Below are 23,208 nucleotides of genomic sequence, written 5' to 3'. Positions count from 1 at the left end.
AAAGATGAGTCAAAAAATCAGAATCAAGCTTAAATCTTACGATTACAATTTGGTAGATAAATCTGCTGAAAAAATTGTAAAGACAGTAAAGAGTACTGGTGCTGTAGTAACGGGTCCAATCCCACTTCCTACACACAAGAAGATTTTCACAGTGTTGAGATCTCCTCACGTTAATAAAAAGTCTCGTGAGCAATTTCAATTAAGCTCTTATAAGCGTCTGTTAGATATTTATAGTTCTTCTTCTAAAACTATTGATGCCCTAATGAAATTAGAGCTTCCTAGTGGTGTTGAAGTAGAGATTAAGGTCTAATTAGATTTAATAATCAAATATTTGAGTTACGCTTTCGCGAAAGCGTAACTCTTTTTTAAATAAGTAAAATCATTTTATAATAAATAAATATGTCTGGGTTAATAGGAAAAAAAATCGGAATGACCAGCATTTATGATGAGAACGGGAAAAATATCCCTTGTACGATCATACAAGCCGGTCCTTGTGTTGTTACCCAAGTCAGAACCGAAGAAACAGATGGGTATGAGGCCCTTCAATTAGGTTTCGATGACAAATCAGACAAGAATGCTTCTAAAGCTGCTATCGGGCACTTTAAAAAAGCAGGTACTGGTGTCAAAAGAAAAGTAGTTGAATTCCAAGGTTTTGATGCGGAGTACAAATTAGGTGATTCAATCACTGTTGAAATGTTTAATGAAGGTGACTTTATTGATGTTTCTGGAACTAGTAAAGGAAAAGGATTCCAAGGTGTTGTAAAACGTCATGGTTTCGGCGGTGTTGGACAACAAACTCATGGACAGCATAACAGATTAAGAGCTCCTGGTTCTATCGGTGCAGCATCTTATCCTGCTCGTGTATTTAAAGGTATGCGTATGGCTGGTCAAATGGGGAATGAAAAAGTAAAAGTTCAAAATTTAAGAGTGCTTAAAGTGGTAGCAGATAAAAACCTTTTAGTAGTTAAAGGTTGTGTTCCTGGTCACAAAAACTCTTATGTAATAGTTGAGAAGTAATGAAAGTAGCAGTTATAGACATTAAGGGTAAAGACACAGGTCGTCAAGTTGAGTTGGCTGATAATGTCTTTGGAATAGAGCCTAGTGAGCATGCTATATACTTAGATGTTAAGCAGTATTTAGCTGCACAACGTCAAGGTACTCATAAAGCTAAGCAACGAGCAGAAATTGCTGGAAGTACAAGAAAGATTAAGAAGCAAAAAGGAACAGGAACTGCTCGTGCAGGTTCTATTAAATCACCAGTTTTTAGAGGTGGTGGTAGAATTTTTGGTCCTGTACCACGTGACTATTCTTTTAAACTGAATAAGAATCAAAAAAGATTAGCTCGTAAAAGTGCCTTAAGTTTGAAGGCTTCTGAAGGTACTTTACATGTAGTTCAAGATTTCAATTTTGATGCTCCTAAAACAAAGAATTTTTTAGAAGTTTTAGAAGGTTTAGGTCTCTCTGATAAAAAATCTCTATTTGTATTGGGTGAATCAAATAATAATGTATATTTGTCATCGCGAAATTTGAAAGCAGCTAACGTTGTAACTACCTCAGGATTAAACACTTACAGTGTAATGAATGCTGATAATGTAGTGATTTTAGAGAGCTCTTTAGAGAAAATCGAAGAATTTTTAACTAAGTAACTATGAGTATTTTATTAAAACCGATCATAACAGAGAAGGCAACTAACGATAGTGAGTTGTTAAATCGCTATGGTTTTGTAGTGTCTCCTAGTGCAAACAAAGTTGAGATAAAAAAAGCTGTGGAAGCTGAATATGGTGTTACAGTTCTTAAGGTAAGAACTATGAATACTAGAATTGAGCGAAACGTGAAATATACAAAGTCAGGTATTCAAGTTGGTAAAACTGGTGCTATTAAAAAAGCATTTGTACAACTTAAAGATGGTGATACCATCGACCTTTATAGTAATTTATAATAATTAACTGAGATGTCAGTAAGAAAATTAAAACCTGTAACTCCTGGACAGCGATTTAGAGTTGTTAATGGCTACGACGCTATTACAACTGATAAGCCGGAGAAGAGTTTACTTGCTCCGAAAAAACGTTCAGGTGGTCGTAACGCTAGTGGTCGTATGACTATGCGTTATAAAGGTGGCGGTCATAAGAAGCGCTACCGTATAATCGATTTCAAAAGAGATCGTCATGGAATACCTGCAACGGTATCAACTATTGAGTATGATCCAAATAGATCAGCTTTTATTGCTCTTGTTAGCTATCAAGATGGTGAAAAAAGATATGTTATTGCTCAAAATGGTCTTAAGGTAGGACAAAACATCGTTAGCGGTGAGTCTGTTGCTCCTGAGGTTGGTAACGCTATGAAATTAGCTAATATTCCTCTGGGTACTGTTATTAGTTGTATTGAGTTGCATCCTGGTCAGGGAGCTGTTTTGGCTCGTAGTGCAGGTGCGTTTGCACAATTAATGGCGAGAGACGGTAAGTATGCTACCGTGAAGTTACCTTCTGGTGAGACTAGAATGATTTTACAGCAGTGTATGGCAACTGTTGGTGCTGTATCAAACAGTGATCATCAGTTAATCGTCGGTGGTAAGGCTGGTCGTAGTCGTTGGTTAGGAAGAAGGCCAAGAACTCGTCCTGTTGCCATGAATCCAGTTGATCACCCAATGGGTGGTGGTGAAGGTCGTGCTTCAGGAGGTCATCCTAGATCTCGTAATGGTATTCCTGCTAAAGGTTATCGTACTCGCGACAAGAATAAAGCTAGTAGTCAATTTATAATAGAACGCAGAAAGAAATAAGTTATGGCACGTTCATTAAAAAAAGGACCTTACGTTTTTCATAAACTAGAAAAGAAGGTTGCTCAAAATATTGAGTCAGGTAAGAAAGCTGTAGTAAAGACTTGGTCGCGTTCATCTATGATTACGCCAGACTTTGTAGGTCAAACAATTGCAGTTCATAATGGTCGTCAGTTTGTTCCTGTTTACGTAACAGAGAATATGGTAGGGCATAAGTTAGGTGAATTTTCACCAACTCGTTCATTCCGTGGACATGCTGGTGCTAAAAATAAAGGAAAAAAGTAATCTAGGTCATGGGAAGTCGTAAAAGAGAAATGGCTGCTAAGCTCAAGGAGCAAAAAAGCCAGATTGCTATAGCAAAATTAAATAATTGTCCTACATCTCCTCGTAAAATGAGATTAGTTGCTGATATCATTAGAGGTAAAAAGGTGGAGGATGCGTTAAATATACTTAAGTTTTCATCTAAGGAGGCTGCACGACGTTTGGATAAGTTGGTCTTGTCTGCTATCGCAAATTGGCAGTCTAAGAATGAGGATTCTGATGTTGCTGATGCAGGTTTGTTTATTAAGGAGATTCGTGTAGATGGTGGTACAATGTTAAAAAGACTAAGGCCAGCACCTCAAGGTAGAGCGCATAGAATAAGAAAGAGATCGAACCACGTAACTGTTGTGTTAGGTCAAAAAAATAATGAAGAGGTTAACTAATTTAGGATATGGGACAAAAAACTAATCCAATAGGAAATCGTTTAGGTATCATCAGAGGTTGGGAATCTAACTGGTATGGTGGAAACGATTATGGTGATAAACTAGCTGAGGATGATAAAATACGTAAGTATATTCATGCTCGTCTTTCAAAGGCTAGTGTATCTAGAGTTATTATTGAACGTACTCTTAAGTTAGTGACTATTACTATCACAACCGCTAGACCTGGAATTATTATTGGTAAAGGTGGTCAAGAGGTGGATAGGCTTAAAGAAGAGTTGAAGAAGATTACTGGTAAGGATGTTCAAATTAACATTCATGAAATAAAAAGACCAGAATTAGATGCTCATTTAGTTGGAGCTAGTATTGCTCGTCAGATTGAGAATCGTATCTCGTATAGACGTGCAATAAAGATGGCTATTGCTGCTGCCATGAGAATGAATGCTGAAGGAATTAAAATTCAAATTTCAGGTCGTCTTAATGGAGCGGAAATGGCTCGATCAGAATCTTACAAGGATGGACGTATTCCTTTGTCTACTTTTAGAGCAGATATCGACTATGCATTAGTTGAAGCTCATACTACCTACGGAAGATTAGGTATTAAAGTGTGGATTATGAAGGGAGAAGTTTATGGTAAGCGTGAGTTGTCTCCATTGGTAGGCTTATCTAAGAAGAGTGGTAAAGGTGGTGGATCTGGAAACAGAGGAAATCGTCGTCGTAGAAAATAAAATTAGATAGAGATGTTACAACCTAGAAAGACAAAATTTAGAAAGCAACAGAAGGGCCGTATGAAGGGTAACTCTGGTCGAGGAAACCAGCTAGCCTACGGTACATTTGGTATTAAATCTCTTGATTCTAATTTTATTAATTCAAGACAGATTGAAGCGGCTCGTATTGCTGCCACTAGATATATGAAGAGAGAAGGTTCTCTTTGGATCAAAATATTTCCGGATAAACCTATCACTAAAAAGCCTCTTGAGGTTCGTATGGGTAAAGGAAAGGGTAATGTTGAATATTGGGCTGCTGTTGTGAAACCAGGTCGTGTGCTTTTTGAGGTTGCAGGAGTTCCTCAAGCTATTGCTCAGGAGGCTTTAAGGTTAGCTGCTCAAAAATTGCCAGTTAAAACTAAATTCATCGTAGCAAGAGACTACCAAGAATAGAATATTATGAAAAACGCAGATATAGCAAAACTGTCAGAAACAGAATTACAAGCAAAACTTGCTGAGTTTAATTCTTCTTACTCAGAGTTGAGAAGAATGCATAGTATGTCTCCTTTAGATAATCCTTCAGAGATTACTAAAGCTAGGAAAACGATTGCTAGATTAAAAACAGCTTTAAATAGCAAATAGTTCACATGGAAACAAGAAATTTAAGAAAAGAACGTATCGGTGTAGTTACATCGAATAAGATGGACAAAAGCATCGTTGTTTCAGAGGTGAAACGTCAGAAGCATCCAATGTATGGAAAGTTCGTACTTAAGACTAAAAAGTATGTTGCTCACGATGAAACGAATGACTGTAACGAAGGTGATACAGTTCGTATAATGGAAACTAGACCTCTTAGTAAATCTAAAAACTGGAGATTAGTTGAAATAATTGAAAGAGCTAAATAATGGTACAACAAGAATCAAGATTAAAAGTAGCAGACAATACTGGAGCTAAAGAAGTTCTTTGTATTCGTGTATTAGGTGGGACTAAAAGGAGATATGCTTCTGTTGGTGATAAAATTGTTGTTTCTGTTAAAGAATCTACACCTAATGGTAATATTAAAAAAGGTGCTGTTTCAACTGCAGTAGTTGTGAGAACAAAGAAAGAGGTTAGAAGACCAGACGGATCGTATATTCGTTTCGATGATAACGCTTGTGTTCTTCTTAATCCTAATTCGGAAATGCGAGGAACTCGTGTTTTTGGGCCGGTTGCTCGTGAGCTTAGGGACAAGCAGTTTATGAAAATTGTTTCATTAGCACCTGAGGTGTTATAATAAGGAATTATGAGTAAGGTAAAAATTAAAACTGGAGATAAGGTTAGGGTTACCACAGGTGAACACAAAGGTTCTGAAGGTGTTGTAACCAAAATACTTAAAGATAAAAACCGCGTAATTGTGGAAGGTGTTAACATGGTTTCAAAGCATGAAAAACCAAGCGCTACAAATCCTCAAGGTGGTATAAAGGAATTGGAAGCTCCTCTTCACATCTCTAATGTGTCTTTAATCGACTCAGATGGTAAAGCAACTAAGGTTGGTTACAAGTCTGAAGATGGTAAAAAGGTTCGCTTCGCTAAAACTAATAATCAAGCTATATAGTCATGTCATACGTACCAAGACTTAAAGAAGAATACAACGAAAGGGTGTCTAAATCTCTTCAGGAAGAATTCGGTTACAAAAATGTAATGGAAATTCCTAAATTACAAAAGATAGTTTTAAGTAGAGGAGTAGGTGCTGCGGTAGCAGATAAGAAGCTTATTGATTATGCTGTGGAGGAGTTAACTACTATTACTGGTCAAAAAGCTGTTGCTACTTTATCTAAAAAGGATGTTGCTTCCTTTAAGTTAAGAAAAGGAATGCCTATTGGAGCCAAAGTTACGCTTAGAGGTGAGAGAATGTATGAATTTCTTGATCGTTTAATTACTGTAGCATTGCCTAGAGTTAGAGATTTTCAGGGAATTAAGGCAAATGGTTTTGATGGTAGAGGAAATTATAACTTGGGTATCACTGAGCAGATCATTTTCCCAGAGATAAATATCGATAAAGTAAACAAAATTTCTGGTATGGATATTACATTCGTTACCAGTGCAAATACTGATAAGGAGGCTAAGTCTCTTTTAGGAGAACTAGGTTTACCTTTCAAAAAGAATTAAGATGGCAAAAGAATCAATGAAAGCGCGTGAGCGCAAGCGTCAAGCTCTAGTAGATAAGTATGCTGAAAAGCGTCAGGCTTTGAAGGAAGCTGGTGATTATGAAGCTCTTCAAAAATTACCTAAGAATGCATCACCTGTTAGGTTACACAATAGATGTAAGTTAACCGGAAGGCCAAAAGGTTATATGCGTCAGTTTGGTATTTCAAGAGTCCTTTTTAGAGAAATGGCAAACAAAGGTTTGATTCCTGGTGTCAAAAAAGCAAGTTGGTAAAATAAAGATTTTTTGTAGTTATGAATACAGATCCAATAGCAGATTATCTTACACGTATTAGAAACGCGGTAAGAGCTAACCATAGAGTTGTTGAAATACCAGCTTCTAATGTTAAAAAAGAAATTACTAAAATTCTTTTCGATCAAGGTTATATTTTAAGTTATAAAATAATTGAGGCTCCTGCCCAGGATGTGATCAAGATAGCTTTGAAATATGACAAGTCAACTAATGAACCAGTTATAAAGGATTTACAAAGACTTAGTAAGCCAGGTCTTCGTAAGTATGCTGGTGCAAAAGAGTTGCCAAGAATTTTGAACGGTTTAGGCGTGGCTATCGTTTCAACATCTAAAGGTGTGATGACTGATAAGCAGGCTCGTTCAGAGAATGTCGGTGGGGAAGTGCTTTGTTACGTTTATTAATATATTAATATGTCAAGAATAGGAAAAAGTCCTGTAGCGATTCCTGCAGGTGTTACCGTAAGGGTTGAGGACGACTTCATTCATGTGGAAGGTAAATTGGGATCTTTATCTCAAAAATTTTCAGATGTTGAAGTTAAAATTGAAGAAAATCAAGTGTTGATTTCTCGTCCTTCTGATTCAAAGGATCACAGAGCTAAGCATGGTTTATATCGTGCTTTGGTTCAAAACATGGTTCAAGGAGTTAATGAGGGTTGGACTAAACAGCTAGAACTAGTAGGTGTTGGTTATAGAGCGAGTAATCAGGGACAAAAGCTAGATTTAGCTTTAGGTTTTTCTCATAATATTGTATTGGACATTGCTCCGGAAGTGAAAGTGGAAACAATTTCTGAAAAGGGTAAAAACCCAATAGTTAAACTTACTTCGCACGATAAGCAATTAGTTGGTCAGGTAGCAGCTAAAATCCGATCATTTAGAAAGCCTGAACCATATAAAGGTAAGGGTGTTAAGTTTGTTGGTGAGATTTTAAGAAGAAAAGCTGGTAAATCAGCATAATAAACAGATATAATGGCATTTTCAAAAGAACAACGTAGATTAAAAATACGTAAGAGAATAAGAAGAACAGTTTCTGGTACTGCCGAAAGACCTAGATTATCTGTTTATAGAAGTAATAAAGAAATTTATGCTCAAGTTATTAATGATGTAGATGGTATAACTATAGCTTCCGCTTCATCTAGAGAACTTGATGCAAAAGCTCCAAAAATGGACCTAGCGAAACAAGTTGGTGTTAAGCTTGCTGAGAAAGCAAAAGCTGCTGGTGTAAGTAAGGTTTCTTTTGATCGTGGAGGTTATTTATATCATGGTAGAGTACTTTCATTAGCAGAAGGAGCTAGAGAAGGAGGACTACAATTTTAATCACATATTACATTAAATTATGTATCAAAAATATAAAAACGTAGAAACTGTGAAACCAGGTGGACTTGAATTAAAGGATCGTTTGGTAGGTGTTCAACGTGTAACTAAAGTGACTAAAGGTGGTCGTGCATTTGGATTTTCTGCTATCGTTGTGGTAGGTGATGAAAATGGTGTAGTCGGTCATGGGTTAGGTAAGTCTAAAGAAGTTTCTGAAGCGATATCCAAAGCTGTTGAGGATGCTAAAAAGAATTTGGTAAGAATTCCACTGCAAAATGGTACTATTCCACATGAGCAAAAGGGTAAATTTGGTGGAGCGAGAGTTTTACTTATGCCTGCATCTACTGGTACTGGGGTGATTGCTGGTGGAGCTATTCGTGCAGTTCTTGAGTCAGTTGGAGTTCACGATGTTTTAAGTAAGAATCAGGGATCTTCTAATCCACATAACGTGGTAAAGGCAACTTTTGACGCTTTACTTCAATTAAGAAGTGCTGCAACAATTGCTAAGCAAAGAGGAGTTTCTTTAGATAAAGTGTTTAACGGATAATAGTTTTAGTGATGGCAAAGTTGAGAATTAAAAAGGTAAAAAGTGCGATTAATCGTACAGCGAACCAGAAAAAGACTTTAGAGGCACTTGGTTTAAGAAAGATGAATCAGGTTGTTGAACACGATGATAATTCGGTTATCCAAGGAATGATAAGAACTGTTTCTCATTTGATTACAGTCGAGAACATTTAAAAAAATTAGGATGAAATTACATAATATCAAACCTGCTGAAGGTGCAGCTAAAAAGGCTGGTAAAATTATAGGTCGTGGTCAGGGTACTGGTAAAGGTGGTACTTCTACTAGAGGTCATAAAGGAGCTAAATCACGTTCAGGTTATTCTAAGAAAATTGGTTTTGAAGGAGGACAAATGCCTTTACAACGCCGTGTTCCTAAATTTGGTTTTACTAACATAAATCGTAAGGAATATGTTGGAATTAATCTTGATACCATCCAAAATTATGTTGATGCTAATCGTTTTGGTTCGGATATTTCTTTAGAGGATTTCGTAAGCCAAGGTCTAGCAGGAAAGAATGACTTAATTAAGGTATTGGGTAGAGGAGAGCTTTCTGCTAAAGTTAAAGTTACCGCTCATAAATTCACTGCGTCGGCTCAAGAAGCTATTACTAAAGCTGGTGGTGAAGCAGTAACAATTTAATCTATCCACATGAAGTTTATAGATACTCTTAAAAATATTTGGAAAATAGAAGAGCTTAAAGATCGTATTCTTATGACTTTAAGCCTTCTTCTTGTTTATCGTTTTGGAGCTCAAGTAGTGCTTCCAGGTATTGATTCTACGAAACTTGGTGGTTTTGCTGATAATTTTGATACTGGAATAGGTGGTATTTTAAATGCCTTCACAGGAGGAGCATTTGCTAATGCCTCAGTTTTTGCCTTAGGGATTATGCCGTACATCTCAGCTAGCATTGTCGTTCAGCTTATGGGATTAGCTATTCCGTATCTTCAAAAATTACAGAAGGAAGGTGAGTCTGGGCGTAGAAAAATTAATCAGATAACACGATGGTTAACCATAGGTATTTGCGTAATTCAAGCACCTACATACTTGTTGACCTTAGAAACTTTGGGTGTTCCTCAAGATGCATTTATAGATGGTAGAGGTGCTGGTTTCATTACCATTAGTACAATTATCCTAGTTACTGGATGTATTTTTGCTATGTGGTTAGGTGAGAAAATAACTGATAAAGGTATAGGTAACGGTATATCGTTACTTATAATGGTTGGAATCATTGCTACATTACCACAGGCATTTATTCAGGAAATTACCTCAAGATATAATGGAACTGGTGGATTGTTTGTTATTATTATTGAAGTGGTGATTTGGTTGTTGGTAATTCTAGCATGTATTATGTTAGTGATGGCAGTAAGAAAAATACCGGTGCAATATGCAAGAAGATCCGCAACTGGTAGTTATGAAAAGGTAGTTGGTGGTGCAAGGGAATACATTCCGCTTAAGCTTAATGCTTCAGGTGTTATGCCTATTATTTTTGCTCAAGCTATTATGTTTGTTCCAGCAGCTATCGGTAATCTTGAAGCTGGTTGGGCCAAGGAAGTAGGTAATGCTTTTGGCGATATATTTGGTTTCTGGTATAATTTGGTCTTTGCATTGTTAATCATTATTTTCACTTATTTCTATACAGCAATTACGGTTAAAACCAATGAGATGGCGGATAATTTGAAAAGAAGTAACGGTTTTATTCCTGGAATTCGTCCTGGTACAGAAACAGCTGATTATTTAGATGAAATAATGTCTTTGATAACTCTTCCAGGTTCCGTATTTTTGGCGGCTGTTGCAATATTCCCTGCCATCGTTTCACTTTTTGGTGTTACTCAGGCATGGGCACTGTTTTATGGTGGAACGTCATTATTGATTATGGTCGGTGTAGCTATAGATACAATGCAGCAGATTAATGCTTATTTGTTGAATAAACATTACGATAGTTTAATTAAAACTGGTAAAAATAGAAAAGCAGTAGCATAATGGCTAAACAAGCAGCAATTGAACAAGATGGTACTATTATTGAAGCTTTATCGAATGCAATGTTTCGTGTTGAGCTAGAAAATGGTCATGTTGTTACAGCGCATATTTCAGGTAAAATGCGCATGCACTATATTAAATTATTACCTGGAGATAAAGTAAAACTTGAAATGAGTCCTTACGATTTAACGAAAGCAAGGATCACTTATAGATACTAATTATGAAAGTAAGAGCGTCACTTAAGAAAAGAAGTGCTGACTGCAAAATTGTACGTCGTAAAGGTCGTTTGTATGTCATCAACAAAAAAAATCCAAAATTTAAACAAAGACAAGGTTAAGCTATGGCTAGAATTGCAGGGGTAGATATACCTAAAAATAAACGTGGTGAAGTAGCATTAACTTACATATATGGTGTAGGTAGAAGTCGTGCTAAAGAAATTCTTATCTCAACAGGTGTTGGTTTAGATAAGAAAGTTAACGATTGGAATGATGATGAAATCAGTAAAATTCGTGCCGCTGTTGGAGAATTCACTATAGAAGGTGAACTTCGTTCCGAAACTCAGCTTAACATTAAGCGTCTAATGGATATTGGGTGTTATCGCGGTATTCGTCATCGTAGTGGTTTACCACTAAGAGGTCAGAGAACTAAGAATAACTCGAGAACTCGTAAAGGTAAGCGTAAGACCGTTGCAAATAAAAAGAAAGCAACTAAATAATAATTAAGTCAAATGGCAAAGTCTAAAACTGTAACAAAGAAACGTAAGGTAATTGTTGATAGTCACGGAGAAGCTCACATTTCTTCATCTTTCAATAATATTCTTATCTCTTTAACAAATAAAAAGGGTGAAGTTATTTCTTGGTCATCTGCTGGAAAAATGGGTTTCCGTGGATCGAAGAAAAACACTCCATATGCAGCGCAGTTAGCTGCTGAGGATGCGTCTAAAGTTGCTCACGAAGCTGGTTTACGTAAGGTAAAAGCTTATGTTAAAGGTCCAGGAAATGGAAGAGAAAGCGCAATTCGTAGTATCCATAATGCCGGTATAGAAGTAACTGAAATTATTGATGTTACGCCGTTACCACACAATGGTTGTCGTCCACCAAAACGTAGAAGAGTATAACAAGGGAATTATTAGCGCTATCGAAGGATATTGACCTGAATTCATAGCATCCCACATTAAATTTATATTAAATGGCAAGATATAGAGGTCCTAAGGCAAAAATTGCTAGAAGGTTTAGAGAACCAATTTTTGGCCCTAGTAAAGCCCTGGAAAAGAAAAATTATCCTCCAGGAATGCACGGTAATAATAGACGCCGTGGAAAAGAATCAGAGTATGCAGTTCAATTAAAGGAAAAGCAAAAAGCTAAATACACCTATGGGGTACTTGAAAAGCAGTTTCGTTTAATGTTTGAAAAGGCTGTAAGAAGTACTGGTATTACAGGTGAAGTTTTACTTCAACTTTGTGAATCTCGTTTAGATAACGTGGTTTATCGTATGGGTCTTGCAAGATCTAGACGTGGAGCTCGTCAGTTAGTTTCGCATAGACACATTACAGTTAACGGTAAGTTAGTTAATATACCATCTTATCAGTTAAAAGCTGGTGACGAAGTTGCTGTTCGTGAAAAGTCTAAATCATTACAATCTATTGATGATGCTCTTTCTTCTAATGAGCATGTATATGATTTCGTTACATTCAATAAAGCAACTATGTCTGGTTCTTTTGTTTCGGTTCCTGAGCGTATCCAGATTCCGGAAAACATAAAAGAACAATTAATCGTAGAGCTTTACTCTAAATAATAACCAACAATTCCTAACGACTATGGCAATTTTAAATTTTCAGAAGCCTGATAAAGTAATCATGATCGACTCTACTGATTTCGAGGGTAAATTCGAGTTCAGACCGTTGGAGCCAGGTTATGGATTGACTGTTGGTAATGCCTTGCGTAGAGTTTTGTTGTCTTCTTTAGAAGGTTTCGCAATTACTTCTATACGCATAGAAGGTGTAGATCATGAATTTTCTACTATAGAAGGTGTAGTTGAGGATGTTACCGAAATGGTGCTTAATTTCAAACAAGCCCGTTTTAGAAGACAAATCGACGAAGTAGATAGTGAGGTAGTAAATATTTCATTTGGTGGTAAAGAGCAATTTACTGCTGGTGATATGCAAAAGTACATCTCTGGTTTTCAAGTTTTAAATCCTGAATTGGTTATTTGTAACACAGACCCTTCAGTGAATTTAAATCTAGAAATCACTATTGAAAAAGGTAGAGGTTATGTTCCGGCTGAGGAGAATAAAAATCCTTCTGCACCTATAGGTACAATCGCAATTGATTCTATATTTACTCCTATCAAGAACGTTAAGTATAGTATTGAAAATTACCGTGTTGAACAAAAAACGGATTATGAAAAATTGGTTTTTGAAATTCAAACAGATGGTAGTATTCATCCTAAATTAGCCCTTACTGAGGCCGCTAAGACTTTAATCCATCACTTCATGTTATTCAGCGATGAAAGAATTACACTAGAAGCAGATGAAATAGCGCAAACAGAAACTTATGATGAAGAAAGTCTTCACATGAGACAACTTCTTAAAACTAAACTGGTTGATATGGAGTTATCTGTACGTGCATTAAATTGTCTTAAAGCTGCAGAAGTAGAAACTTTAGGTGATTTAGTTTCATATAACAAAAACGATTTAATGAAGTTTAGAAACTTTGGTAAAAAGTCTTTAACTGAATTAGAAGAGTTAGTTAATACTAAAGGTTTGAACTTTGGTATGGATTTAAGTAAATATAAATTAGACCGTGACTAGTAGTAACTGGTTATAGAATTACAATAAAATGAGACACGGAAACAAAATAAACAATCTTAGCAGAAAGACAGCTCACAGAAAAGCTATGCTTTCAAATATGGCTTGTTCATTGATCGAACATAAACGTATTAATACAACACTTGCTAAGGCAAAGGCTTTAAAACAATTTGTTGAGCCTATTATAACTAAGAGTAAAGAAGACACCACACATAATAGACGTCTTACATTTTCTAAATTACGTAGTAAGGAAGCAGTTACTCAACTTTTCAGAGAAGTTGCTATCAAAGTGGGTGATCGTCCAGGTGGTTACACTAGAATTATCAAACTTGGTAATCGTTTAGGTGATAATGCTGATATGGCAATGATCGAGTTAGTTGATTTCAACGAGGTTTACCAAACAGGTGCTTCTAAGAAAACAACCAGACGTAGTAGAAGAAGTCGCTCAAGTAAAGCAGCTGTTGATACAACAACTACTAATGAAGAAGAATAAATTCTTTTTTACGTAAATAACAATAAAGGACTGATGAATGTTTCATCAGTCCTTTTTTTATAATTAATTTTACCAAACTTTTAATTAATGGCTTACTTAGAGAAAAAGGACGCAGTTGTGGTTCTATCAGATGGGACTGTCTTTTATGGCAAAGCAATAGGTGACGGTGGTACTGCCACTGGTGAGATTTGCTTCAATACAGGTACAACAGGTTATCAAGAGATTTTTACAGATCCTTCCTACTTTGGACAGATAATGGTTACAACTAATGCTCATATAGGTAACTATGGTGTTGTGAATGATGATTCTGAATCAAACAGTATAAAAATTTCGGGCTTAGTTTGTAAAAATTTTTCTGCGATTCACAGTCGTCCTGCTGCAACTTCAGATTTACTTAAACATTTACAAGAACAAAATCTTGTTATTTTGTGTGATGTGGATACTCGAGCACTTGTATCCTATATAAGAGATAATGGTGCTCAAAATGCCATTATTTCAACCGCTGTTGATGATATAGAAGCCTTAAAGGAACAACTTTCCAAAGTTCCAAGTATGAAAGGGCTTGAGCTTGCTAGTAAAGTTTCTACAACTGAAGCTTATTACTACGGCAATCCTGATGCACAATACAAGGTAGCGGCATTAGATTTAGGAGTTAAAACTAACATTCTTAAAAATCTTGCCAGTCGTGACGTTTACATTAAAGTTTTTCCATTTAATACACCATTTGCAGAATTAAAGGCATTTAATCCTGATGGATATTTTATTTCAAATGGACCTGGTGACCCAGAACCACTTGAAACCGTAATTGCAACAGCTAGGGAAATATTGAACTCAAGTATGCCATTATTTGGTATTTGCTTAGGTCATCAAATAATCGCCTTGGCGCATAACATAGAGACTTATAAAATGCATAATGGTCATAGAGGAATAAATCATCCGATTAAGAACCTCTTAACTGGAAAAGGCGAAATAACTTCTCAGAATCACGGATTTGCAATCAATAAAGAACAAGCAGAGCGTCATGATGATATAGAAATTACCCACGTACATCTTAATGATGATACAGTTGCAGGTATGAGAATAAAATCAAAACCTTGCTTTAGTGTACAATATCATCCAGAAGCAGGACCAGGACCTAACGATGCAACCTATTTGTTTGATGAATTTATCCACCTTATAAAAACCAATAAAGAAAGAGTAGCATGAGTACAATAATTAATATACACGCAAGACAAATTTTTGATTCTAGAGGTAATCCTACAGTTGAAGTAGATGTTATTACTTCAAATGGAGTAATAGGAAGAGCTGCAGTTCCATCTGGTGCTTCAACTGGTGAACACGAGGCTGTTGAGCTTAGAGATGGAGGATCTTCTTATATGGGTAAAGGTGTAGGAAAAGCAGTTAATAACGTAAACACCGTTATATCAGAAGAGCTGCTTGGAGCTTCTGTTTTTGATCAGGCTTCTATTGATCAAGCTATGATAGATCTTGACGGAACTCCTAATAAAGCAAAGTTAGGTGCAAATGCAATTCTTGGTGTTTCATTAGCATGCGCCAAGGCTGCAGCAGCAGAACTTAATCAGCCTCTATATAAGTACATTGGAGGAATGAGTGCTTCAACTCTTCCTGTTCCTATGATGAATATAATAAATGGAGGTTCTCATAGTGATGCTCCTATTGCTTTTCAGGAATTTATGATCATGCCTGTGGTCGCAGAAAGTTTTTCACACGCACTACAAATGGGCACTGAGATTTTTCATCACCTTAAAAAAGTGTTACATGATAGAAATTTGAGTACAGCCGTAGGTGATGAAGGTGGTTTTGCTCCTGCTCTTGAAGGTACTGAAGATGCTCTAGAGACTATACTACTTGCAATCAAAAATGCGGGTTACACTCCTGGAGAACAAATAATGATAGCTTTGGATTGTGCAGCGGCAGAGTTTTATGTAGATGGAATGTATGATTATACTAAATTCGAAGGTGATAAAGGTGTTAAACGTTCAAGTGAAGAACAGGCTTCTTACCTCGCAGATCTTGCCAATAAGTATCCTATAATCTCGATAGAAGATGGTATGGATGAAAATGATTGGGATGGTTGGAAATCACTGACCGAGAAAGCAGGTGATAAAGTTCAATTAGTAGGTGATGATTTATTTGTAACAAACGTTGAAAGACTCTCTAGAGGTATTGAGAATCACATCGCAAATTCTATTTTAATCAAAGTAAATCAAATAGGTACTCTTACAGAGACAATTGCTGCGGTGAATATGGCTCACAAAGCTGGTTATACTTCTGTTATGTCTCACAGGTCGGGAGAAACTGAGGATAACACTATTGCTGATCTTGCAGTTGCTTTAACAACTGGTCAAATTAAGACAGGTTCTGCTTCGAGATCTGATCGTATGGCAAAATACAATCAGTTATTAAGAATTGAAGAGGAGTTAGCTGAAAATGCTTATTACCCAGGAAAGAAAGCTTTTCAAATTTAATTTGAGTTAGTACGCTTTCGCGAAAGCGAGATAATCATAACCATCCCACACGGGATGGTTTTTTTGTTTAACACTATCGATGAAATACATGTTTAGACTTCAAAAAGTCATTTTTTACGATTAAAAACGTGTTTTTAACGTTTTCTATTGTTTATTGCGGCATTCTAAATTATCAAAATGAAAAGACTATTATCCCTATTATGTTTACTTATTTCATTTACATTAAGTGCTCAAAGCTCCATGTGGCAATCAATTGACACTAGTGAATTGCCCGTAATAAGTGAACAAGACAGGCCTATAAAGCCGTTAAAGTTTGACTTAATTCAAGTAGATGCTTCCATTCTTTCTCAATATTTAACTGGTGCTCCAGATAGATTTGATGGCAGAAATGGAATAATTGTCGATTTACCAGTGTCAGAAGGTAAATTTGAAAGTTTCGAAGTTTTTAATTCAGGTTCTTTATCTAAAGGATTTTCCAACCAGTATCCCAATATTCAATCATTTATTGGAAAAGGCATTGATAACCCTAAAAATGTAATATACTTTACTATAACCTCTAAAGGTTTTCATGGTGTTATAAGAGGGGAAAAAATCACTTATATTGATCCTTACTCTAAATCGACTCCTAATATTGTTATGATTTATGATCGTAACAATCTAACTAGATCTGATCAGGAAGTTTTTGATTGTCATGTAGAAGATACCTTAAGCAAGGAAACTATTGATGCTTTTGAATCCTCTACCATTTCAAAAGCTTTTAGAGATAGAGTTTTTAGAACTTATAGAATTGCGATTGCTGCAACAGGTGAATATACTGCATACCATGATGATGGTAATGCTGGGAACGGTGATGCAGTTGCTGATGCTCTTGCTGGTATCGCGGTGACCTTGACAAGGGTGAACTCCGTTTTTGAACAAGAAATGTCTATCAGATTTACATTAGTAGCTAATAATTCTGCAATTGTTTTTACAAATGCTGGTACTGACCCATATGATAATTATAGTGGTGGTCAAATGATTGGAGCAAATACTAATGCGATTAATTCAAGAATCGGAAGTGCAGCTTATGATATAGGCCATGTATTCTCAACTGGTGGTGGTGGAATAGCAAGTGCTGTAAGATGTAGCGGAAGTAAAGCCCAAGGTGTAACGGGTATCGTTACTCCAGAATTTGACCCGTTTGATATTGATTATGTGAGCCATGAGATTGGACACCAATTTGGTGCTTCTCACACATTTTATAACGGGTGTTTCGGTGGTAGTCCATCTTCTGCACCTGTTGAAACGGGAAGTGCTTCCACTATTATGGGTTATGCTGGGATTTGTGCGCCTAATGTACAAGATAATTCAGATGCATATTTTCATTTGATTAGTTTATTTCAAATGCATAATGAATTAGTCTCTGATACTTGTGAATTGGAACAAGGTTTAAATGGATTAAACGCTAGCGCACCTAATTCAGTTTCTTTAACTAACAAAACAATACCTAGAAACACTCCTTTCAAATTAACCGGGATTTCTACACAAGCTCCAGATCCTGGAGAAACTTATACTTATAACTGGGAACAACTTGATAACGGATATAATGCAGGTGGTTATACGGGAGCTACACAACCACCACTTTCGTCTAACAATAGGGGACCTGTGTTTAGAACATTATTTCCAACTACAAGCCCAACTAGATATTTTCCTAATCTAAATGACTTAGTAAATAATGTTGATCCTACATGGGAAACACTACCAAATGTACAACGAGAGATGAGATTCTTTTGTACGATTAGGGATAATAACATTAATGGAGGTCAATCAGATTTTGCAGGTGTCACCATTACAGTTGGAGCCTCTGCAGCGTTTAGTGTTTCTTCACCAAACACGGGATCAGAATTGTGGTATGAAGGCGAAAATGTCAATATTACATGGAATGAAGCAGGTACAAATAATACAACTTATGCTACTCAAGTAAATATTCTCTTATCAACTGATGGTGGTTATACCTATCCTATAACATTAGCTTCTAATGTTAATAATGACGGTTCACAAATCGTGAACATTCCGACTGGTGTTAAAACCACCCAGGCAAGAATCATGATAGAAGCTGTTGATAATTATTTCTTTGATATATCTAATCAGAATTTTGAAATTAAAGAAGGTACTTTTGAATTGAACTTGGCAAATGATACAGTTTCCTCATGTTCTCCAAGTGATGCAGCTTTTTCATTTAATTACGTTCCTGCGCCAGGATTTATCGAAACTGCAACTTTTTCTACCAATAATTTGCCGGCAAATCTTAATGTTAACTTCACCCCAGCATCAACTAGTGCAACTGGAACTATTCAAGCTACAATATCTAATACCGCTGGTGTAGATGCAGGAAGGTATGAATTTGATCTAATTACTACTACGACTTCTGCTACAATAGTTCAACCGATGGTTCTTAAGATTTTTGATGGAAATGTTGGACAGGTAAATTTAACTTCTCCAATAAATGGTGCTGGTAATCAAGTTGCTAATCCTTTATTGATGTGGGACGATTTAGAAAGTGCATCGGGTTATTTAGTTGAAATTTCTGAACAATCTGATTTTTCTACGGTGGTAGAATCGGCAGCAGTATTTAATGTTACTCAATACCAACCGACTTTATTAGAAAGTAGTAAAATTTACTTTTGGAGGATAACACCATCTAATGATTGTACAACAGGTACAGCAAATTCTATTTCTGCATTTCAAACAGCTCAAGATGTTTGTAATACTTATGGAGGAACAGGAGGAATAGGTAGTGAGTATTATGAAAATAATGACAACATTTGGAATACAAATAGTAATAATGCTGTGAGTGCGCGAGTGCAAGTAACTGATGATATTGAGATAACTCAGGTTTCTTTTTATATGAATGCTACTCATAGTGATACGGGAGATTTAAAAATGCAGTTAAGTAGTCCTACAGGAAGATTCTCTGAAGTTTACAATAGAGAATGTGCGGCCGGAAGAAATTTTGACCTCACAGTAAGCGACTCGGGTACTGAAGCTTTTGGTTGTAATCCAGGATATACAGGTGCTATTACAGGAGTACGTACTCCTGGTCAAGCATTTTCAAGATTTAACGGTAGTAGTGCTCAAGGTGAATGGGTTTTACTAGCTACAGACCGAGAAGCAGATAGTCAAGGAGGTACTTTTAATGAATTCTCTGTTACTGTTTGTGGAAGATTGCAGTACGTAAATGATATTGATAATAATCGAAATAACTTACTTACTTTAGGTTATAACGCTACTTCGATTATTTCAAACACGTTATTGCGTACTCAAAAATCAGGTACTACTAATGCTAATATGACTTATGTAATAACTTCGATTCCAGAACATGGAAGAATATTGCGATTAGGATCTGCTTTAAATTTAGGAGATACGTTTACCCAGTCAGATATCAATCAGGATCGTATAAGTTATGAGCACACTTCAACGGAACTTGTTTATAATGATAGTTTTGGTTTCATAGCTCGTACTCCAGATCAAGCCGTACTTGAAGGGAAAGTATTTAATATTGAAATCAGTGAACCTACTTTAATATACTCTGGTGGAGCTTGGAGTCCTTTTCAACCTAATTTAGAAACCTTGTCTTTAAATGCCGTTGTTATAGATGGAAGTACAACTTTGAGCGCAGCAGGACAAATTAAAGACTTAACAGTACAATCAGGAGGAACTCTAGAATTAGCTGATAACCTATTAGTTTCTGGAGATGTGTTAATTGACGGTAATTTAACCGGTTTAACAAACGGAAATCTCGAAATGTCTTCTTCGAATTTACAAACTATAAGTGGCTCAGGTGATGTTAATTTATATGATATGACCGTACAAAACACTACAGGAGTTCTTTTGAATTCAAACGTGAATATTTATAACGTTTTGAATCCGAATAATTCCTCAATTACGACGAATGGTAACCTTACATTCAAGAATGATGCGACTAGGGTAGGACAGTTGGATAATGCAAATCAAGCTACTTTTACTGGTAACGTTACCGTGGAAAATTATTTTCCTGCAAGAAGAGCATATAGGTTTATGGCTAGTTCTGTAAATACTTCCAATGGAATTTACAATAATTACCAGAATGGTGGAGTGTCTGAAAGTAATATCGGTACGCATATTACAGGTAATACAAGTGGAGCCAATGGATTGGATGCAACATCTACCGGTAATAGTAATATGTTCTATTTTGATAATACGAATCAAGCTTGGGTAGCAGAAGATAACACCTTGAGCAACCAGTTAGAAATAGGTAAGGCATTCCGTTTATTAGTGCGCGGTGATCGTTCTGTAGATTTGTCTTCAAACACATCACCAGCAACGATAACGACTTTGGTAAGTGAAGGTCAACTACAAATAGGAGATTTTAATCAAGCTTTCCCTACTTCAAATGGAGAGTTTCTTATGATTGCAAATCCATATCAAGCTATCGTGGATGTTAGAGATCTTATAGCTGAAACAGGAACAACAGGTATTAATCCTAATTTCGTTTATGTTTGGGATACTAACCTAAATGCCCGAGGTGGATACTCGACTGTAGATGTTTCTGGTCCTTCAGATTTTGTGATCCCATCAAGTAATGCATCTAGTAAAATAAGACCAGGTCAATCTATTTTTATGCTAGCTACTGGTCCAAGTAATATAGCATTTAAAGAATCTCATAAAGCAGTCAATGAAGGTCTTTCTAACGTTTTTAGGTCTTCTTCAACTAGTTCGTTTGTAAGAATAGAGTTACTTAACTCTAATACACAGCAATTACTTGATGAGTCTATAATGCTGTTTGATTCAAGTTTTGATGACAACGTAACAGCCGAAGATGCAATCAAGTTTACTAATCAAGATGAAACCTTAGGAATTATAGTTGCTGGTCAATCATTGGCCATTGCTAAAAATAACAGTGCCCAAATTGGGAATGTATATCCATTGTCTTTCCTTAATCAAAGAGGAACTGATTATACTTTCTCAATTGAAATTCAGCAATTAGATCAGGTTCAACCAATATTAGTAGATAATTATTTAATGTCAAGAACTCCACTGCAATCTGGAATTAATAATGTTAACGTTAATATAGATAGCAATGTTCAATCTCAAAACCCTAATAGGTTCAATATTGAATTTGAAACTGTAACTTTAAGCAATGGAGATGTTTCGTTGGATGGAATGATATCCCTATATCCAAATCCAGTTAAAGACATTTTAAATATCGAATTAACTAGTATACTGAAACAAGAAAGTTTATCAATAAACGTGACTAATATGCTAGGGCAAGCTGTTTTATCTAAAGCTGGTTTAGGCAGGGATGTTTCAAGTATCAACTTAGGCTCATTAGCTTCTGGTACCTATATCCTGACAATCGATTCCCAACTAGGCTCCTATGCCACTAAGTTGGTGAAGGAATAAGTAGTTAACAAATTACAGTATTAAAGAGCGGTTATTAACCGCTCTTTTAATTTATGTTCATTTTTACTACATCGTTTTCAAGAACGTTTATGTTTTTACTTAAATTTTTTATAAACTCTATCAATCTCTTTTAAATTGAGTATTAAATATGAGTTTCCTGCCGTATTTTCGTAGGCATAAAATCACAATAAAACAATGTCAGATAAAGCAATATTAGAAATTGATGGTGAGAAGTATGAGTTTCCTATCATCACTGGTACAGAAAACGAGAGAGCAATTGATATTAAAGCCCTAAGAGGAGCTACTGGTGGAGTTACCACTATCGATCCTGGTTATAAGAATACTGGAAGCTGTGAAAGTGCTATTACTTTCTTAAATGGTGAAGAAGGTATACTTAGATACAGAGGTTATTCAATTGAAGATCTTGCTGAAAAGGCCGATTTCCTAGAAGTTGCATATCTACTTATTTTTGGTGAGTTACCAACTAAAGAACAGTTAGATAAGTTTTATGCTGATATTAAAGCAGAGTCTCATGTAGATGAAGACGTAAAGAAAATCCTTGACGGTTTTCCAAAGTCTGCTCACCCAATGGGTGTATTATCTTCATTAACAAGTGCATTAATAGCATTTAATCCTTCTTCAGTAAATGTAGATAGCGATGAAGATATGTATAAAGCTATTGTGAAGTTATTAGGTAAGTTTCCTGTACTGGTAGCTTGGGCTCTACGTAAGAAAAATGGACAGCCATTAGATTACGGTGATGATAACTTAGGGTATGTGGAAAACATCCTTAAAATGATGTTCAAAAAAGCTAGTTCAGATTATGAGCTTAATCCTACAGTTGTAAATGCACTTGATAAATTATTAATCCTACATGCAGATCATGAGCAAAACTGTTCTACAAGTACAGTTCGTATTGTAGGTTCATCTCATGCTGGTCTATTTGCAAGTATCTCAGCAGGTATTAGTGCTCTTTGGGGACCACTTCACGGTGGTGCAAATCAAGCAGTGCTTGAAATGCTAGAAGCTATCAAAGAAGATGGTGGAGATACTAAAAAGTACATGGCCAAAGCTAAGGATAAAGAAGATCCATTCCGTTTAATGGGATTCGGACATAGAGTTTATAAAAACTTTGATCCTCGTGCACGTATCATCAAAAAAGCAGCCGATGAGGTGTTGAGTGATTTAGGAGTAGAAGATCCTATTTTGGAAATAGCTAAAGGTCTTGAAAAAGAGGCTCTAGAAGATCCTTATTTCGTAGATAGAAAATTATATCCAAACGTAGATTTTTATTCAGGAATAATTTATCGTGCTATGGGTATACCTGTAGAAATGTTTACAGTGATGTTTGCCTTAGGTAGATTACCTGGATGGATCGCACAATGGAAAGAAATGAGAGCTCGTAAAGAACCGATCGGTAGACCACGTCAGGTTTATATAGGTGAAACAAAAAGAAATTTTGTCGATATTTCAAATCGCTAAAAAATCTTATAACAAGTAAAAGAACCCAGCTTACTAAGCTGGGTTTTTTC

Annotated in this window: 33 protein-coding genes; all 33 read left to right on the top strand. The window is 36.1% G+C overall.

Annotation, left to right across the window (positions count from 1 at the left end; genetic code table 11):
* The first annotated feature begins 4 nt into the window (after positions 1-4).
* Entirely contained in the window at positions 5-310 is a 306-nt protein-coding gene (rpsJ, locus tag I5168_RS00505) for a 30S ribosomal protein S10 (protein ID WP_008992279.1), read from the top strand.
* Between the two features lie 89 nt (positions 311-399).
* Positions 400-1,017 carry a 50S ribosomal protein L3 gene (gene rplC / locus I5168_RS00500; protein WP_060523007.1) on the top strand — a complete coding sequence of 206 codons (618 nt, stop codon included), beginning with the start codon at positions 400-402 and terminating at the stop codon, positions 1,015-1,017.
* Positions 1,017-1,646 (top strand): 50S ribosomal protein L4, encoded by a 630-nt coding sequence (rplD, locus tag I5168_RS00495; RefSeq protein ID WP_042278891.1) that lies wholly within the window; start codon positions 1,017-1,019, stop codon positions 1,644-1,646. Before rplC ends, rplD begins: the two co-directional genes overlap by 1 nt.
* Positions 1,647-1,648: 2 nt before the next feature.
* On the top strand, positions 1,649-1,939 hold the full coding sequence (rplW, locus tag I5168_RS00490) for a 50S ribosomal protein L23 (protein ID WP_042278893.1): 291 nt from the start codon (positions 1,649-1,651) through the stop codon (positions 1,937-1,939).
* A 12-nt stretch (positions 1,940-1,951) separates the two neighbouring features.
* Entirely contained in the window at positions 1,952-2,776 is an 825-nt protein-coding gene (gene rplB / locus I5168_RS00485) for a 50S ribosomal protein L2 (protein WP_042278895.1), read from the top strand.
* Between the two features lie 3 nt (positions 2,777-2,779).
* Positions 2,780-3,058 (top strand): 30S ribosomal protein S19, encoded by a 279-nt coding sequence (rpsS, locus tag I5168_RS00480; RefSeq protein WP_042278897.1) that lies wholly within the window; start codon positions 2,780-2,782, stop codon positions 3,056-3,058.
* Between the two features lie 8 nt (positions 3,059-3,066).
* Entirely contained in the window at positions 3,067-3,477 is a 411-nt protein-coding gene (gene rplV / locus I5168_RS00475; protein WP_105018473.1) for a 50S ribosomal protein L22, read from the top strand.
* Between the two features lie 8 nt (positions 3,478-3,485).
* On the top strand, positions 3,486-4,202 hold the full coding sequence (rpsC, locus tag I5168_RS00470; RefSeq protein ID WP_042278900.1) for a 30S ribosomal protein S3: 717 nt from the start codon (positions 3,486-3,488) through the stop codon (positions 4,200-4,202).
* Positions 4,203-4,214: 12 nt separating this feature from the next.
* Positions 4,215-4,634: a 50S ribosomal protein L16 gene (gene rplP / locus I5168_RS00465; RefSeq protein WP_042278902.1), complete on the top strand. Its 420-nt coding sequence runs from the start codon at positions 4,215-4,217 to the stop codon at positions 4,632-4,634.
* Positions 4,635-4,640: 6 nt separating this feature from the next.
* On the top strand, positions 4,641-4,823 hold the full coding sequence (rpmC, locus tag I5168_RS00460) for a 50S ribosomal protein L29 (RefSeq protein ID WP_042278904.1): 183 nt from the start codon (positions 4,641-4,643) through the stop codon (positions 4,821-4,823).
* A 5-nt stretch (positions 4,824-4,828) separates the two neighbouring features.
* Positions 4,829-5,086 carry a 30S ribosomal protein S17 gene (gene rpsQ / locus I5168_RS00455; RefSeq protein WP_042278905.1) on the top strand — a complete coding sequence of 86 codons (258 nt, stop codon included), beginning with the start codon at positions 4,829-4,831 and terminating at the stop codon, positions 5,084-5,086.
* Positions 5,086-5,454, top strand: a complete 369-nt coding sequence (gene rplN / locus I5168_RS00450; RefSeq protein WP_042278906.1) for a 50S ribosomal protein L14 — start codon at positions 5,086-5,088, stop codon at positions 5,452-5,454. Before rpsQ ends, rplN begins: the two co-directional genes overlap by 1 nt.
* Before the next feature lie 9 nt (positions 5,455-5,463).
* The gene (rplX, locus tag I5168_RS00445; RefSeq protein ID WP_105018474.1) at positions 5,464-5,775 is read left to right on the top strand and encodes a 50S ribosomal protein L24; all 312 of its coding nucleotides are present in this window, start codon (positions 5,464-5,466) and stop codon (positions 5,773-5,775) included.
* A 2-nt stretch (positions 5,776-5,777) separates the two neighbouring features.
* Positions 5,778-6,329: a 50S ribosomal protein L5 gene (gene rplE / locus I5168_RS00440; RefSeq protein ID WP_042278909.1), complete on the top strand. Its 552-nt coding sequence runs from the start codon at positions 5,778-5,780 to the stop codon at positions 6,327-6,329.
* A gap of 1 nt (position 6,330) precedes the next feature.
* Entirely contained in the window at positions 6,331-6,600 is a 270-nt protein-coding gene (gene rpsN, locus I5168_RS00435) for a 30S ribosomal protein S14 (protein WP_042278911.1), read from the top strand.
* Between the two features lie 20 nt (positions 6,601-6,620).
* Positions 6,621-7,019 carry a 30S ribosomal protein S8 gene (gene rpsH / locus I5168_RS00430; RefSeq protein WP_042278913.1) on the top strand — a complete coding sequence of 133 codons (399 nt, stop codon included), beginning with the start codon at positions 6,621-6,623 and terminating at the stop codon, positions 7,017-7,019.
* A 9-nt stretch (positions 7,020-7,028) separates the two neighbouring features.
* Positions 7,029-7,571 (top strand): 50S ribosomal protein L6, encoded by a 543-nt coding sequence (gene rplF / locus I5168_RS00425; protein ID WP_042278915.1) that lies wholly within the window; start codon positions 7,029-7,031, stop codon positions 7,569-7,571.
* A gap of 12 nt (positions 7,572-7,583) precedes the next feature.
* On the top strand, positions 7,584-7,931 hold the full coding sequence (gene rplR, locus I5168_RS00420; RefSeq protein WP_105018475.1) for a 50S ribosomal protein L18: 348 nt from the start codon (positions 7,584-7,586) through the stop codon (positions 7,929-7,931).
* Positions 7,932-7,950: 19 nt separating this feature from the next.
* Positions 7,951-8,475 (top strand): 30S ribosomal protein S5, encoded by a 525-nt coding sequence (rpsE, locus tag I5168_RS00415; protein WP_042278919.1) that lies wholly within the window; start codon positions 7,951-7,953, stop codon positions 8,473-8,475.
* Between the two features lie 11 nt (positions 8,476-8,486).
* Positions 8,487-8,666: a 50S ribosomal protein L30 gene (gene rpmD / locus I5168_RS00410; RefSeq protein WP_042278921.1), complete on the top strand. Its 180-nt coding sequence runs from the start codon at positions 8,487-8,489 to the stop codon at positions 8,664-8,666.
* Between the two features lie 10 nt (positions 8,667-8,676).
* Positions 8,677-9,129 carry a 50S ribosomal protein L15 gene (gene rplO / locus I5168_RS00405; protein ID WP_431472127.1) on the top strand — a complete coding sequence of 151 codons (453 nt, stop codon included), beginning with the start codon at positions 8,677-8,679 and terminating at the stop codon, positions 9,127-9,129.
* A 9-nt stretch (positions 9,130-9,138) separates the two neighbouring features.
* Positions 9,139-10,470, top strand: a complete 1,332-nt coding sequence (gene secY, locus I5168_RS00400) for a preprotein translocase subunit SecY (RefSeq protein WP_060523006.1) — start codon at positions 9,139-9,141, stop codon at positions 10,468-10,470.
* Complete coding sequence (infA, locus tag I5168_RS00395; RefSeq protein ID WP_011710675.1) at positions 10,470-10,685, top strand: translation initiation factor IF-1; 216 nt, start codon at positions 10,470-10,472, stop codon at positions 10,683-10,685. Before secY ends, infA begins: the two co-directional genes overlap by 1 nt.
* Before the next feature lie 2 nt (positions 10,686-10,687).
* Positions 10,688-10,804: a type B 50S ribosomal protein L36 gene (gene ykgO, locus I5168_RS00390; protein WP_042278928.1), complete on the top strand. Its 117-nt coding sequence runs from the start codon at positions 10,688-10,690 to the stop codon at positions 10,802-10,804.
* A 3-nt stretch (positions 10,805-10,807) separates the two neighbouring features.
* The gene (gene rpsM / locus I5168_RS00385; protein WP_042278930.1) at positions 10,808-11,182 is read left to right on the top strand and encodes a 30S ribosomal protein S13; all 375 of its coding nucleotides are present in this window, start codon (positions 10,808-10,810) and stop codon (positions 11,180-11,182) included.
* A gap of 12 nt (positions 11,183-11,194) precedes the next feature.
* Positions 11,195-11,584 carry a 30S ribosomal protein S11 gene (gene rpsK, locus I5168_RS00380; RefSeq protein ID WP_042278932.1) on the top strand — a complete coding sequence of 130 codons (390 nt, stop codon included), beginning with the start codon at positions 11,195-11,197 and terminating at the stop codon, positions 11,582-11,584.
* A 71-nt stretch (positions 11,585-11,655) separates the two neighbouring features.
* Positions 11,656-12,261 (top strand): 30S ribosomal protein S4, encoded by a 606-nt coding sequence (gene rpsD, locus I5168_RS00375; RefSeq protein ID WP_042278934.1) that lies wholly within the window; start codon positions 11,656-11,658, stop codon positions 12,259-12,261.
* Positions 12,262-12,283: 22 nt separating this feature from the next.
* Positions 12,284-13,276 carry a DNA-directed RNA polymerase subunit alpha gene (locus tag I5168_RS00370; RefSeq protein ID WP_060523005.1) on the top strand — a complete coding sequence of 331 codons (993 nt, stop codon included), beginning with the start codon at positions 12,284-12,286 and terminating at the stop codon, positions 13,274-13,276.
* 28 nt (positions 13,277-13,304) lie between these two features.
* A complete protein-coding gene (gene rplQ, locus I5168_RS00365) occupies positions 13,305-13,766 on the top strand; it encodes a 50S ribosomal protein L17 (RefSeq protein WP_431472126.1) in 462 nt (153 codons plus the stop codon).
* A gap of 87 nt (positions 13,767-13,853) precedes the next feature.
* Entirely contained in the window at positions 13,854-14,972 is a 1,119-nt protein-coding gene (gene carA / locus I5168_RS00360; RefSeq protein WP_431472125.1) for a glutamine-hydrolyzing carbamoyl-phosphate synthase small subunit, read from the top strand.
* Positions 14,969-16,255: a phosphopyruvate hydratase gene (gene eno / locus I5168_RS00355; protein WP_105018479.1), complete on the top strand. Its 1,287-nt coding sequence runs from the start codon at positions 14,969-14,971 to the stop codon at positions 16,253-16,255. The genes carA and eno overlap by 4 nt, the downstream gene beginning before the upstream one ends.
* Positions 16,256-16,432: 177 nt before the next feature.
* A complete protein-coding gene (locus I5168_RS00350; RefSeq protein WP_431472124.1) occupies positions 16,433-21,676 on the top strand; it encodes a reprolysin-like metallopeptidase in 5,244 nt (1,747 codons plus the stop codon).
* Between the two features lie 195 nt (positions 21,677-21,871).
* Positions 21,872-23,158, top strand: a complete 1,287-nt coding sequence (locus tag I5168_RS00345; RefSeq protein WP_431472123.1) for a citrate synthase — start codon at positions 21,872-21,874, stop codon at positions 23,156-23,158.
* Positions 23,159-23,208: the final 50 nt, after the last annotated feature.

This window comes from Nonlabens sp. SCSIO 43208, assembly GCF_050703575.1.
Taxonomy (GTDB): domain Bacteria; phylum Bacteroidota; class Bacteroidia; order Flavobacteriales; family Flavobacteriaceae; genus Nonlabens; species Nonlabens tegetincola.
Note: the sequence above shows the minus strand (reverse complement) of the source record. Positions and strands in the feature narration are given on the sequence as shown.

Excerpts from the sequence above, each read along its gene's own strand:
- rpsJ (WP_008992279.1), top strand. The coding sequence starts at position 5 with ATGAGTCAAAAAATCAGAATCAAGCTTAAATCTTACGATTACAATTTG.
- rplC (WP_060523007.1), top strand. The coding sequence starts at position 400 with ATGTCTGGGTTAATAGGAAAAAAAATCGGAATGACCAGCATTTATGAT.
- rplD (WP_042278891.1), top strand. The coding sequence starts at position 1,017 with ATGAAAGTAGCAGTTATAGACATTAAGGGTAAAGACACAGGTCGTCAA.
- rplW (WP_042278893.1), top strand. The coding sequence starts at position 1,649 with ATGAGTATTTTATTAAAACCGATCATAACAGAGAAGGCAACTAACGAT.
- rplB (WP_042278895.1), top strand. The coding sequence starts at position 1,952 with ATGTCAGTAAGAAAATTAAAACCTGTAACTCCTGGACAGCGATTTAGA.
- rpsS (WP_042278897.1), top strand. The coding sequence starts at position 2,780 with ATGGCACGTTCATTAAAAAAAGGACCTTACGTTTTTCATAAACTAGAA.
- rplV (WP_105018473.1), top strand. The coding sequence starts at position 3,067 with ATGGGAAGTCGTAAAAGAGAAATGGCTGCTAAGCTCAAGGAGCAAAAA.
- rpsC (WP_042278900.1), top strand. The coding sequence starts at position 3,486 with ATGGGACAAAAAACTAATCCAATAGGAAATCGTTTAGGTATCATCAGA.
- rplP (WP_042278902.1), top strand. The coding sequence starts at position 4,215 with ATGTTACAACCTAGAAAGACAAAATTTAGAAAGCAACAGAAGGGCCGT.
- rpmC (WP_042278904.1), top strand. The coding sequence starts at position 4,641 with ATGAAAAACGCAGATATAGCAAAACTGTCAGAAACAGAATTACAAGCA.
- rpsQ (WP_042278905.1), top strand. The coding sequence starts at position 4,829 with ATGGAAACAAGAAATTTAAGAAAAGAACGTATCGGTGTAGTTACATCG.
- rplN (WP_042278906.1), top strand. The coding sequence starts at position 5,086 with ATGGTACAACAAGAATCAAGATTAAAAGTAGCAGACAATACTGGAGCT.
- rplX (WP_105018474.1), top strand. The coding sequence starts at position 5,464 with ATGAGTAAGGTAAAAATTAAAACTGGAGATAAGGTTAGGGTTACCACA.
- rplE (WP_042278909.1), top strand. The coding sequence starts at position 5,778 with ATGTCATACGTACCAAGACTTAAAGAAGAATACAACGAAAGGGTGTCT.
- rpsN (WP_042278911.1), top strand. The coding sequence starts at position 6,331 with ATGGCAAAAGAATCAATGAAAGCGCGTGAGCGCAAGCGTCAAGCTCTA.
- rpsH (WP_042278913.1), top strand. The coding sequence starts at position 6,621 with ATGAATACAGATCCAATAGCAGATTATCTTACACGTATTAGAAACGCG.
- rplF (WP_042278915.1), top strand. The coding sequence starts at position 7,029 with ATGTCAAGAATAGGAAAAAGTCCTGTAGCGATTCCTGCAGGTGTTACC.
- rplR (WP_105018475.1), top strand. The coding sequence starts at position 7,584 with ATGGCATTTTCAAAAGAACAACGTAGATTAAAAATACGTAAGAGAATA.
- rpsE (WP_042278919.1), top strand. The coding sequence starts at position 7,951 with ATGTATCAAAAATATAAAAACGTAGAAACTGTGAAACCAGGTGGACTT.
- rpmD (WP_042278921.1), top strand. The coding sequence starts at position 8,487 with ATGGCAAAGTTGAGAATTAAAAAGGTAAAAAGTGCGATTAATCGTACA.
- rplO (WP_431472127.1), top strand. The coding sequence starts at position 8,677 with ATGAAATTACATAATATCAAACCTGCTGAAGGTGCAGCTAAAAAGGCT.
- secY (WP_060523006.1), top strand. The coding sequence starts at position 9,139 with ATGAAGTTTATAGATACTCTTAAAAATATTTGGAAAATAGAAGAGCTT.
- infA (WP_011710675.1), top strand. The coding sequence starts at position 10,470 with ATGGCTAAACAAGCAGCAATTGAACAAGATGGTACTATTATTGAAGCT.
- ykgO (WP_042278928.1), top strand. The coding sequence starts at position 10,688 with ATGAAAGTAAGAGCGTCACTTAAGAAAAGAAGTGCTGACTGCAAAATT.
- rpsM (WP_042278930.1), top strand. The coding sequence starts at position 10,808 with ATGGCTAGAATTGCAGGGGTAGATATACCTAAAAATAAACGTGGTGAA.
- rpsK (WP_042278932.1), top strand. The coding sequence starts at position 11,195 with ATGGCAAAGTCTAAAACTGTAACAAAGAAACGTAAGGTAATTGTTGAT.
- rpsD (WP_042278934.1), top strand. The coding sequence starts at position 11,656 with ATGGCAAGATATAGAGGTCCTAAGGCAAAAATTGCTAGAAGGTTTAGA.
- I5168_RS00370 (WP_060523005.1), top strand. The coding sequence starts at position 12,284 with ATGGCAATTTTAAATTTTCAGAAGCCTGATAAAGTAATCATGATCGAC.
- rplQ (WP_431472126.1), top strand. The coding sequence starts at position 13,305 with ATGAGACACGGAAACAAAATAAACAATCTTAGCAGAAAGACAGCTCAC.
- carA (WP_431472125.1), top strand. The coding sequence starts at position 13,854 with ATGGCTTACTTAGAGAAAAAGGACGCAGTTGTGGTTCTATCAGATGGG.
- eno (WP_105018479.1), top strand. The coding sequence starts at position 14,969 with ATGAGTACAATAATTAATATACACGCAAGACAAATTTTTGATTCTAGA.
- I5168_RS00350 (WP_431472124.1), top strand. The coding sequence starts at position 16,433 with ATGAAAAGACTATTATCCCTATTATGTTTACTTATTTCATTTACATTA.
- I5168_RS00345 (WP_431472123.1), top strand. The coding sequence starts at position 21,872 with ATGTCAGATAAAGCAATATTAGAAATTGATGGTGAGAAGTATGAGTTT.